At 61.8% G+C, this 10,823-nt stretch carries 10 protein-coding genes, 1 tRNA gene and 1 pseudogene; 3 read left to right on the top strand and 9 right to left on the bottom strand.

Annotation, left to right across the window (positions count from 1 at the left end; genetic code table 11):
• Positions 1–86 precede the first annotated feature (86 nt).
• On the top strand, positions 87–2,264 hold the full coding sequence (locus SAS01S_RS20080) for a sialidase family protein (RefSeq protein WP_169804991.1): 2,178 nt from the start codon (positions 87–89) through the stop codon (positions 2,262–2,264).
• Between the two features lie 132 nt (positions 2,265–2,396).
• Here SAS01S_RS20080 and SAS01S_RS20075 read toward each other — a convergent pair whose 3' ends face one another.
• Genes SAS01S_RS20075 through SAS01S_RS23375 form a run of 3 tightly spaced genes read right to left on the bottom strand, consistent with a single transcriptional unit; the run spans position 2,397 to position 3,698 of the window.
• Complete coding sequence (locus SAS01S_RS20075) at positions 2,397–2,876, bottom strand: hypothetical protein (RefSeq protein ID WP_066812723.1); 480 nt, start codon at positions 2,874–2,876, stop codon at positions 2,397–2,399.
• A gap of 11 nt (positions 2,877–2,887) precedes the next feature.
• On the bottom strand, positions 2,888–3,316 hold the full coding sequence (locus SAS01S_RS23090) for a hypothetical protein (protein ID WP_218016343.1): 429 nt from the start codon (positions 3,314–3,316) through the stop codon (positions 2,888–2,890).
• On the bottom strand, positions 3,240–3,698 hold the full coding sequence (locus SAS01S_RS23375; RefSeq protein WP_369405764.1) for a toll/interleukin-1 receptor domain-containing protein: 459 nt from the start codon (positions 3,696–3,698) through the stop codon (positions 3,240–3,242). Before SAS01S_RS23375 ends, SAS01S_RS23090 begins: the two co-directional genes overlap by 77 nt.
• A gap of 597 nt (positions 3,699–4,295) precedes the next feature.
• On the opposite strand from SAS01S_RS23375, the gene SAS01S_RS20065 reads away from it, so the two are divergent.
• Positions 4,296–5,306 (top strand): hypothetical protein, encoded by a 1,011-nt coding sequence (locus SAS01S_RS20065; protein WP_157082925.1) that lies wholly within the window; start codon positions 4,296–4,298, stop codon positions 5,304–5,306.
• 10 nt (positions 5,307–5,316) lie between these two features.
• Positions 5,317–5,514 carry a hypothetical protein gene (locus SAS01S_RS20060; RefSeq protein ID WP_066812718.1) on the top strand — a complete coding sequence of 66 codons (198 nt, stop codon included), beginning with the start codon at positions 5,317–5,319 and terminating at the stop codon, positions 5,512–5,514.
• A gap of 145 nt (positions 5,515–5,659) precedes the next feature.
• Here the strand turns inward: SAS01S_RS20060 and SAS01S_RS20055 are convergent, their stop codons facing one another.
• The 6 genes and pseudogenes from SAS01S_RS20055 to SAS01S_RS20030 all read right to left on the bottom strand — a co-directional run.
• Entirely contained in the window at positions 5,660–6,475 is an 816-nt protein-coding gene (locus tag SAS01S_RS20055) for a hypothetical protein (RefSeq protein WP_066812712.1), read from the bottom strand.
• A 154-nt stretch (positions 6,476–6,629) separates the two neighbouring features.
• A tRNA-Leu gene (locus SAS01S_RS20050) sits at positions 6,630–6,715 on the bottom strand.
• A 175-nt stretch (positions 6,716–6,890) separates the two neighbouring features.
• Entirely contained in the window at positions 6,891–7,172 is a 282-nt protein-coding gene (gene ihfB, locus SAS01S_RS20045; RefSeq protein ID WP_066812710.1) for an integration host factor subunit beta, read from the bottom strand.
• Positions 7,173–7,385: 213 nt separating this feature from the next.
• Positions 7,386–9,098, bottom strand: coding sequence for a 30S ribosomal protein S1 (gene rpsA / locus SAS01S_RS20040; protein ID WP_066812708.1), 1,713 nt, complete (start codon positions 9,096–9,098; stop codon positions 7,386–7,388).
• Between the two features lie 237 nt (positions 9,099–9,335).
• The gene (locus SAS01S_RS20035; protein WP_066812706.1) at positions 9,336–10,085 is read right to left on the bottom strand and encodes an acyl-CoA thioesterase; all 750 of its coding nucleotides are present in this window, start codon (positions 10,083–10,085) and stop codon (positions 9,336–9,338) included.
• Positions 10,085–10,823: pseudogene (locus SAS01S_RS20030) on the bottom strand (5-methyltetrahydropteroyltriglutamate--homocysteine S-methyltransferase); the annotation flags it as partial. The pseudogene SAS01S_RS20030 and the gene SAS01S_RS20035, both read right to left, overlap by 1 nt.

The following is a 10,823-nucleotide window of genomic DNA, read 5'->3' as shown; positions in this document are numbered from 1 at the left end:
GAACAAGCCATAATGATGGCGACACACCGGCTCGAGCGCTTGCCGCGCGGGGCCGATAAATTTGGGATGGGCGGGGGATGAGAGGCTTGTTCAAACCGATTCTCGTTGCGGTTCTGTGCGGCGCGGCGCTCGTCGCTCCGGCACAGCTCGTGGCGGCGCCTAGAGACGCGGCGCAGGCCTTTACCTGGAAAACGGTACCCTGGGGCGGGGGCGGATACATTCCGGCATTCCTGTATCATCCCAAAAGCCCGAAGATCCTGTACGCGCGCACGGACGTCGGCGGACTGTACCGCTACGATTACACGGCCCAGAAATGGATTCCATTGCTCGACGATCTCAGCCGTAGCGACGCGGACCTGATGGGCGTGCTGGCCATGGCCATCGATCCCAACGACCCGCAAAAACTCTATGCGGCGTGTGGCCTGTACATCTCCCAATGGGCGCGAAAGGGCGCGATCCTGCGCTCGAACGATCAGGGCCGGACCTGGCAGAAATTCGATCTCTCGATCGGGGTCGGCGGGAACGCCGATGGGCGGGGCACGGGCGAGCGGCTGGTCGTCGATCCCGCCAACGGCAAGGTGATCTATTACGGCAGCAACCGCGACGGCCTGTGGAAGAGCAGCGATGGCGGGGCTAATTTCGCGCGCATCGCGGCGCCGGTGAGCTCCATCTCGTTATTGTTCTACGATCCGCGCGGCCACGTTCTGTACCTGGGCGGCGTCGACGGCCAGGGCCAGCTGTTCGCCAGCAAGGACGACGGCAAGACGTTCTCTCCCGTCCCCTCGACCCCGGACATGATCCCGCAACGCATTGCCCAGGGACCTGACGGCACATTGTTCGTGACCTATGCGCGGGGCGACAAGGAAGGCGACGTCAATCCGGCCGGTGCAACCATAGGCGGACTATGGCGCCGCGATTTGGCGGGGAATTGGCTCGAAATCACGCCCGAAAAGCCGGCGAACGGCGCCAAGTTCGGCTATTCCGGTGTCGATGTCGGGCCGGACGGGACGCTCGCCGTCACCACGCTCGACCGCTGGTGGCCAGGCGGCGAAATTTACCTTTCTCGAGATTCCGGCAAAACCTGGACGGGGCTTCACCAACAGGCCAAGTGGTCCGAGGGCGATTATTCCTGGACCAGGGATTGGCATGGCAACGGCTGGTTCGGCGGCTGGATGTCGGACGTCAAGATCAACCCGTTCAACAAGAACGAGCTGATTTACCAGGATCAGGGCGCCTGGGTGATCACCAATCTCGGCGATGCCGGCTCCGGCAAGGCGTTGAATGTCGTATTCCCCGACGATGAATTGGAGGAATCGGCACCGCTCGAAATTGCCGTCCCGCCACAAGGCGCCAAATTGTTGCTGGGGATGGGCGACAATGCCGGCGGAGCCTATTTCGACCTGATGCTTCCGCCGGACGAAGGCTTGTTCCGTCCGGCCCGGGGGAACGTCCCCGGCATCGATTATGCCGGGTCGAAGCCGCTCTATGTCGTTCGCACGTCGGACTCGGCCAAGCACAAGGGCTTCGTCTCCAATGACGGCGGGATGAGCTGGGCCGAGCTGCCGAATTCGATCTTCGAAATGCCGGACTATCCGAAGGCGGGCTGGGTTGATCCGGGACGCATCGCGGTGTCGGCGGGTGCCACGTCGTTGGTCTGGGCGGCGGGTACCGGCGCGCCTTATTATTCGAAGGACGGCGGCAAGAGCTGGACGAAATCGCGTGGCATACCCGACCTCAAGGATCGTAATTTCCGCCCTGTCGCCGACAAACGGTTCGACGGCGTCTTTTATATCTTCGATCCCACCGGCAGCATCCTGGCCAGTGCTGATGGCGGAGCCAATTTCACGCCGATCGTGCCCGGATTCCCGGAGGTCGCCTCGTGGCAACGGGCGAAGCTGGAAGTTGTGCCGACCATCCCGCGCGACTTGTGGCTGGCCGCACCTAACGGCTTGTTCCACTCGCCGGATTCCAAACATGCCGCCAAACAGATCGACCATGTCGACGCGGCCTGGGCCGTCAGCTTCGGTGCGCCGCGGGTGCCTGGCGGCTACCCGACGGTCTACGTTGCGGGGAAGATCAATGGCGTAAGCGGACTCTGGATGTCCGAGGACGAGGGCCGATCCTGGACCGAAATCACCAATGACGGCCGCAGGATGGATCTCGTCAACATCGTCGCCGGCGACATGAAGACGTTCGGCGTCGTGTTCGTGAACGCACCCCATGGCGGAATCATGGTAAGCAGCGCGGCGGAAGCGGTAAAATAGCGATATTTAGCGCATCGCGCGGAAAAGTGGGTACTGGTTTGGCGGCGATCCGCTCGTGCCGGACCAGGTCGCGAGTGACATTGAGCGCACAGCGCCCAGGCGCAGCCGGCGGGTCTGTTCGACGGCCAGTAACTATTGCCGCGCTGCGGCCTCGACTTCTTTGAGCACCCGTTTGTCGAGGCCTTCGCCAAGCACGATCTGCCAGCGCCGAAACCCGACCGAATAGCGCTTCGCGCAGGCTGGCAGGTCGCTCACGACAGGCACAAGGAATCGTGTCTGGAAGCCGCGATTGGCGGAGTGGAGCGTGAGAATGGCGAGCTGGTTCTCTTTGCGGATGGCGGCGCCTAACACGTTCTCTTCCTGCGGGTTGAACGCACTCGTCTCGTCGACCTCAATGCGAACATCGGGCACGATCACGCCCGACCAGTCCTCTGCGCGGTCCGCCGTCCACGCGTGGAAAAGGTATTCCTCGCGCTGCAACTCGATGCCGACTAGCCGGTCATCGAGTTTCATGACCAGCGCGGCCGTCTCGTAGCTGGTGCGTGGCAGGATGAGCGCGGGGGCCGTAATTCCCTCGATGGTACCAGCGATAAACTCGCTTGGAGACAACATAGCTGCTGACCCTATCCGCGTTGGAGGGGAGCGATAAACATCTCCCAGAAGAGTTCGGCAGCGCCTTCTTGCGTCAGCTTCTCGTCGCGCTGCCGCATGTAGGAGGCCATTCCCATGCTCTTCAGGTACATCGACTGGTCGTCGGACTGGACCGTCAGGTTCTCGTTGAAACTGTTCGACCCACCATCGTCGGAATTGGAGTAAGCGATGCCGCTGCTGAACGAGGTGCCACCCATGAAGACGGAACAACGTGCAACGCTCTGGCCGTGCCGGTAGGCTGTGGCGGTGAAGCGGTTGGCATCGATGCGCCGAAACTGACCCTGAATGCCGGGATTACGCTGGTCGAGCTCGGCGATCGAGTTTTCAAAATAGTGGGCAATGTAGTCGAAGGTTTCGACACGGTAGGCGTCGCGGTCGCGGTCCGAGAACTGTTTGGCCACGCGCAAGTTGCTTGAGCGGGGGCCTCCGATTGGCCACGGGTGCCACCGAAACGCTGGCGGCGGGTTTCGGCGCATTAGCACTCTCCTTGCTACCCAGCTGCGCCGCGGCCGCGCGCACCGCGCGCGCGACCTCAAGCATGGCCTGATCCCGGTCCGCCCACTGGTTAATCGGACGACCATCGGTCGGGGTAGCCAGCAGCTTGCCGAACGGCGCGTGATGCCAGTCGCAGGGCCGCAAGATCACTGGAATGACAACGGCTGTTCCCGTTTCGTGGCGCGCGAGCGCGCGCTGCATTTCACGCTCGTAGCAATAATCCGACGCCAAGAAGTCCGGGCTGACGAGAAGCAGGATGATGTCGTCCTGCTCCATATGGCGGTCAATCTCCCCACCAAATTCCTGGCCTGCGCCAATGCGTCGGTCATGCCATGTTTCAATGAGGCCTTCGCTTCAGCATGGTCAGTTGGACCTCCAGCTGATCGCGAAGCGCTTCATCCTTGTGCGAGTAGGAAAAGAATACAGTGGGCACGGACTTCCCCGATTGGGCTTGTTTTGTTCCAGTGTCCCGCTTTTCGCGCTCAATCGCAAGCCAAAGACGCGGCTGGCGTATGCACCCGCCACCGTAATCCATACTTGGCCCGAATCGCGATATCCGGCGACGGCGCACGCAGCGATAGCGGAGCCATCTGTCAAGCCGCGCGGGCCCGGAAACGGCCAAACGTCGCGCTGAGGGGCTTCGGGTTGCGGTGACGCGCGCATAAGTCTCTAAATCCCCTTTAATTGGGTGTCGTTGCACCCCGTCACCGTAACTTCAATCAAACGTCGGAATCAGCATGACCATTGTGCGGTAGACGATTCCTAAACTCGATTTATTGCTGAGCATCATTCCTGGCTCGACGAAAACAGACGGAGACTCGATTGTTTCGCAGGACGACAACTATGGTCGTGGGCGCTGGGGCCTCGCAAGAGCTAGGCTTCCCCGTGGGTGACGGCCTTAAAGAGCAGATCGTTAAAGCCCTGCACTTCGACGATCGTAAGGACGACCTCGGCTTCGCGGATCCCACCGTGGCCGCGGCTATCCGAAGGCACTTGGGACATGATGCCTATATCGGTAGCGTGGCGATGGACGAAGTCGCCTCAGCGGCCGGCAGCATCTGTCGCGGGCTGAACTTGGGTGCGTCAATCGACAACTACTTGCACACGCATCAGGGCAACGAGATTTTAGTTAGCCTTGCGAAAGCAGCAATCGCGATCTGCATTATTCGGGCCGAGGCTGGTTCGGGTCTCTTCGAACCTTCGTCTTGGATCATGCCGACGGAGAGTCGGCGCCGAAAAGTTGCAGCGCCCACCACGAACACGGAGGCTGTAAAAGCCAGCTGGTATCTTCCGCTGGCCCAACACCTGTTCAACGGCGTTCAAATTGTCGACCTCGACAGCCTCTTCGACAATGTGCGATTCATCATTTTCAATTACGATCGTTGCCTTGAGCAATTTCTGTTCATGGCGGTGCAGGAGTATTTCGATATAGATGACGAGACTGCCGCCGGTGTGCTCGAGAGGGCGCAGTTTATTCATCCCTACGGCTCGCTAGGTACCCTCCCCTGGCGAGGATACGGCAGTCCCAATACCTTACCCTATGGCACAAATGATGAGGTGGACTGGTGGAAGATCGGCTCGAACTTGCGCACCTTCACAGAGAGCGTCAGAAGTCAGGTCAGTAGCAGGATACAAGAGGGAGTCAGCACGGCCGACAGCATCCTATTTCTTGGCTTCGGATTCTTGGAACAAAACGTCAATCTGCTTGTCCCTTACGGAGACAGGATGGCAAGCACGATCATTAGCACGGCCTATAAGGTCGAGGCAGACGATAGACAGCGCATCAAGGACCTGCTTCGGCTGTTCGCCCGCGAAGATGACCCCAATTTGCTGATCGAGCCGGGAACTTGCCGCGATCTCTTTGACCATTATCGGATAACCCTCAACTTTGCTTAGGAAGACTGGCATGGCGATCTTGGATGCAAGCTTGTTTCAAGATTGGATAGCGGCCGCCGAGAGATCGGAGCGCCAGCATCGGCTATTTGAGATGGCCGGCCGAACGGGCAACAAGGCACTCGTTGAAGAGATACGCAAGAATCTCGAAATTACGGATCGCGAGTTGAATGCGGCCACTAAAGCGATCAACGAACATTATCCAAATTAGCCTCGGCCTAATTACCGTGACGGGTGCACAAATCCCTAAATTATAATTGGGGTATTTTTGCACCCGTCACCGCAATCAGAATCGTACAACTGGTGGTGTGCTGTGGCGGGGCGACTAGCCGCGCCCCTCGGTGCAGTGCGCCTCGTCAGCCCGTTAGGGCGCCGAGCGCGAGGGCGGCGGTAATGATGCCGGGAGACAGTGCGCCGCCAATCGCTTGCTCGGCGACGTGCCGAATACTCGCGCCCGCTTCGCGCACCGCGGATGTGCGCGGCTTCGGGGCGGCTATTTGCGCTTCAATAGTCGCAACATCGGAAGCGATTTGCCGCAGGTCATCGGACTGCTCGTCGCCGGCTTGCGCTATTTCGGCCTTCAGGGCCGCTGTCGCGTCTGCGATCTTGCCTAGGTCGAGGTCTGCCCAAGCGGTCTGGGTCGCGCCATCACCTCCTTGTTGAACGACGCCGCTTATGATGTGCGCTCTCACCACATTATTGGTCACTGCGTTCCCTCCGGCCCGCGCTGCCCGATCTAAGCCAACGTCGAACTGCTGCATCCGATAGTCGAGATGCGGGTATAACCTTTCAAGCCGCTTTTCGATAACATTGGTAGCAGCACCGCGCCCGATCATGCCGTGCCACTTTTCCAAGTCGGCGGCGCCGATCAACATGGCTATGAGGTCACGCGCGCGCAGAAAGGTCTGATCTCGGAAGGTTTGGTATTCCCGTCCTTCTAAGGATCGCACTTGGCGCAAGGATGCCAACATTTCATCGAGCGTCGTCTCGAATTGCTGCTCGATCATACCGGTCAACGCTTTGAGGGTTGGGCCGGACCTCAGCAGGCCGCGCGCGGCGTTGCGGGCCGTTATGGCCTTCGCTTCGTCTCTGGCCTGCTCAGACGCATCCCGTTGCAGTACATAGAGCCGATCGAGGAAATCATTGATGGAAGGCGGGGTCGCGGACGACATGTGAGCGACATACCGTGAATCGGTTGGCTTTGCGATGGTCGTGCCTCGCTCGATGCGCTGTGACCACCATCAGCCCAGTTCCGTAATCATTCCGAGGACGCGTCCCCGGCTCCGGCTTTGGCTCGGTCGGTGCTTTCATTCGAGCGCCGTTATCTGGTGCGGACGGCGGGACTCGAACCCGCACACCCATAGGGCGAGGGATTTTAAGTCCCGTGCGTCTACCAATTTCGCCACGTCCGCGTGTCGGCACAGGTCGCGCAGGCGCGCGGCTTGGTCAAGCCGGGAGTTGAACGAGAAGGGCCTTCACGCGCGTAAATCGCGTGACGTCGGTCAGGCGTTGTACGCCTGCCGGCCAGCCTTCGGTGAGTCCTGGTTCAAGCTGCGCTTCGCGTCGCTTGAACCAGGACGCCTTGGCTCAGGAAACGTTGAGCCGGACGCGCATTTCCTTGCCCGGCTTGAAATAGGGGACGCGCTTGGCGTCGACTTCCACTACTTCGCCCGTCCGCGGGTTGCGACCAGTGCGCGCGCCGCGCGCACGCGTTGAAAAAGCGCCGAAGCCCCTCAGTTCGACGCGGCCATCGGCCGCCAAACGCCGCGAAATCTCATCGAAGAACGTTGTCACGATCGCTTCGACATCGCGGAGCGCAAGATCTGGATTGGCTTCTGCAAGCTTCTGAATCAGTTCCGAACGAATCATACGAACACGGTCTCCCCAGAGTCGAAGGACCACCGAGGCACGTCCCGGTCTTCTCCATCGACTACCCGTTTTTCCGAGAATTTCCCCCTCGCGGAAAAAGGGCCCCCACCGATGCTTATCATAAAGAAAAACCGTCGAACGCAATAGGACCGATTCGACAGTGAAAGTGTAACAAATTGGGTAGCGTCTTCAGGACGCTACCCAATTTGAGCCTTACTTCTTGGTGTCGCGGGCCTTGAGCGCTTCGCCCAGGATGTCGCCAAGCGACGCGCCCGAATCGGACGAACCATATTGGGCGACGGCCTGCTTCTCTTCGGCGATCTGCATCGCCTTGACCGAGAAGGTGGGCTTTTTCGAGCGATCGAAGCCGGTGACCATGGCGTCGAACTTCTGGCCGACCTGGAAACGCTCCGGACGCTGCTCGTCGCGGTCGCGGCCGAGATCGGTGCGCTTGATGAAGCCGGTGGCGCCATCGTCGCCAACCTGAACCTCGAGGCCCGCATCGCGGACTTCGAGCACGATCACGGTGACGACCGAGTTCTTGTTGAGCTTGTCGCCGGCACCCGACACCACGGCGGCCGACGGGCCACCACGCTCGAGCTGCTTCATGCCGAGCGAGATGCGCTCCTTCTCGGCATCGATGTCGAGCACGATCGCGGTCACCATCTCACCCTTGCGGTGCAGGTTGAGCGCGTCTTCGCCCGAAATGCCCCAGGCGATGTCCGACATGTGGACCATGCCGTCGACATCGTTGTCGAGACCGATGAACAGGCCGAATTCGGTCGCGTTCTTGACTTCGCCTTCGACCGTCGAGCCGACCGGGTGAGCAGCGGCGAACGCTTCCCACGGATTGGCCTGGGCCTGCTTGAGACCCAGCGAGATGCGACGCTTGTCCTCGTCGACCTCGAGCACGACGACATCGACTTCCTGGCTGGTCGAGACGATCTTGCCCGGATGGACGTTCTTCTTGGTCCAGCTCATCTCGGAGACGTGGACCAGGCCTTCGATGCCAGCTTCCAGCTCGACGAACGCGCCGTACTCGGTGATGTTGGTCACGCGGCCGGTCATCTTGGCACCGACATGGTATTTGGCGGCGGCGCCATCCCACGGATCGCTCTCGAGCTGCTTCATGCCGAGCGAGATGCGCTGCGTGTCCTTGTTGATGCGGATGATCTGAACCTTGACGGTATCGCCGATGTTCAGGACCTCGCTCGGGTGCTGGACGCGCTTGTAGCTGAGGTCGGTGACGTGCAGCAGGCCGTCAATGCCGCCCAGGTCGACGAACGCACCGTAATCGGTGATGTTCTTAACCACGCCGTCGATGATCTGACCCTCGGCCAGGCTCTGGATGAGGCCCGAACGCTGCTCGGCGCGGGTTTCCTCAAGGACCGCGCGACGCGACACGACGATGTTGCCGCGCTTGCGGTCCATCTTGAGGATCTGGAAGGGCTGCGGAATGTCCATCAGCGGCTGGACGTCGCGGACCGGGCGGATATCGACCTGCGAGCCGGGCAGGAACGCCACGGCGCCGTCGAGGTCGACGGTGAAGCCACCCTTGACGCGGCCGAAGATGACGCCCTCGACGCGGGCCGACTGAACGAATTCTGCTTCGAGCTTGTCCCAGGCGGCTTCGCGGCGTGCGCGGTCGCGCGACAGCATCGCTTCGCCATTGGCATTCTCGACGCGGTCGACGAACACTTCGACTTCGTCGCCGACCTTCAGGTCGGCCTTCTGGCCCGGCGCGGCGAATTCACGCAGCGGCACGCGGCCTTCGCTCTTCAGACCGACGTCGATGACGGCCATGTCGTTCTCGATGCCGGTGACGGTGCCGTGCACCACGCGGCCCTCGAAGCCGTCGGCGTCGCCGAGGGTCAGTTCGAGCAGTTTCGCGAAATCGTCGCGTGTCGGGTTTGCCGTAGTGGCCATAAAAATATTATTCCTAATCAACTGTTTCCGGCCAACCGGTTGTCTCCGGTGGTCTTGGCCAAAACGCCACGGCGGCCGAACGCCGACGCGGCATCCGTAGGGCAGACGCTGCGGAGGATGGGCTCAACGCTAAAATGCGAAAAGGGCGCCAGAGGGTACCTCCGCGCCTTCCTCCGCGAGAACCTGCTCGCCGGACGGGCGGGCTCATAGCGATTCCAGGGCGCGGAGGCAAGCTTGTCAGTCGATCGGTGCGGGGCGTCCGGCAGGATCCACCGCAACCATCACGAACTCGGCGGTCGCGGCGCGGCGGCGATCGCCGCTCAGCAGGTTTTCGGCCCATAATTCGACCCCGACGCGGACCGAACTCCGGCCGCTCATCATCACCCGCGCGATCAACTCGACCATCTCGCCTTCGCGCACCGGCGAGCGGAAGTCGATCCGGTCGGAGGCCGCCATCACCATCACCGCGCGGGCGTGCCGGCTCGAGGCGATGAAGGCGGCCTTGCCCAGCATCCTCAGCGCATCGCCACCGAACAAGGTGCCATAGTGATTGGTCTGCGGCGGGAACACCATATCGGCCATGTGCAGCCGGTCATCCTCCGGTTCGGCCGCCATGCGGTCGAGCGGCGGCAGCGGCAGGCGCGTGTCGGGTCCCTTGGCCGCGACCAGGGTGAACAGCCCGCGCGTGCACAGCCGTCGTTCGCCGCTCAGTAGCGCCTCGGCGGTCAGCTCGATCTCGACATCGACCGATCGCGTGCCGGCGCGGGTGATCCGCCCCGTCGCCTCGATCAGCTCGCCCTTCAGCGCCGGCGCGGCGAAGTCGATCCGTTCGGAAGCGGCGGTGACGAAGGGCGCTCGGCCATGGCGCGAGGCGGCGAGGAACGCCACCTTGTCCATGTGCGCGAGCGCCACCCCGCCGAACAGCGTGCCGTGATGGTTGGTGTCGCCCGGGAACACCATGTCGATGAGGCGGACGACACCCGACATCAGGCCGGCTCCACCGCGCGGACGCGCAATGCATGAGCGGCGGCGACCATCGCTTCGATCGCCGGCTTCACTTCCTCCCATTTGCGCGTCTTCAGCCCGCAATCGGGATTCACCCACAATTGTTCGGGGCGGAGGTGATCCTGCGCTAGCCGCATCAGCGCGACCATTTCGTCGACCGTCGGCACGCGCGGGGCGTGGATGTCATAGACCCCCGGTCCGATCGCGCTCGGATAGCGATAGCGCGCGAAGCCTTCGAGCAACTCCATCTGTGATCGCGCGGTCTCGATCGAGATGACGTCGGTGTCCATCGCGCCGATCGACGGCAGGATGTCGTTGAACTCCGAATAGCACATATGGGTGTGGATCTGCGTCGCGTCGGCGACCCCGGCGGCGGACAGGCGGAAGCAGTCTACCGCCCAGTCGAGATAGGGCTGCCAGTCGCGCCGGCGCAGCGGCAAGCCTTCGCGCAATGCCGCCTCGTCGATCTGGATCGCCTTGGCGCCCGCTTTCTCCAGGTCGACCACCTCGTCGCGGATCGCCAGCGCGATCTGGCGGCACGATGCCTCGCGGGGCTGATCGTCGCGGACGAACGACCAATTGAGGATCGTCACCGGGCCGGTTAGCATGCCCTTCATCGGCTTGTCGGTCAGGCTCTGGGCGTAGCGCCACCACTCGACGGTCATCGGCTTGGGTCGCGAGACGTCGCCGAACAGGATCGGCGGGCGAACGCAGCGCGAG

The sequence above is a fragment of the Sphingomonas asaccharolytica NBRC 15499 genome (genome assembly GCF_001598355.1).
GTDB lineage: Bacteria > Pseudomonadota > Alphaproteobacteria > Sphingomonadales > Sphingomonadaceae > Sphingomonas > Sphingomonas asaccharolytica.
This window is presented reverse-complemented; position numbering and strand designations above follow the sequence as displayed.

Coding starts and splice junctions, on each gene's coding strand:
- SAS01S_RS20075 (WP_066812723.1), bottom strand. CDS start 2,876: ATGTTGTCTCCAAGCGAGTTTATCGCTGGTACCATCGAGGGAATTACG.
- SAS01S_RS20060 (WP_066812718.1), top strand. CDS start 5,317: ATGGCGATCTTGGATGCAAGCTTGTTTCAAGATTGGATAGCGGCCGCC.
- SAS01S_RS20055 (WP_066812712.1), bottom strand. CDS start 6,475: ATGTCGTCCGCGACCCCGCCTTCCATCAATGATTTCCTCGATCGGCTC.
- ihfB (WP_066812710.1), bottom strand. CDS start 7,172: ATGATTCGTTCGGAACTGATTCAGAAGCTTGCAGAAGCCAATCCAGAT.
- rpsA (WP_066812708.1), bottom strand. CDS start 9,098: ATGGCCACTACGGCAAACCCGACACGCGACGATTTCGCGAAACTGCTC.
- SAS01S_RS20035 (WP_066812706.1), bottom strand. CDS start 10,085: ATGTCGGGTGTCGTCCGCCTCATCGACATGGTGTTCCCGGGCGACACC.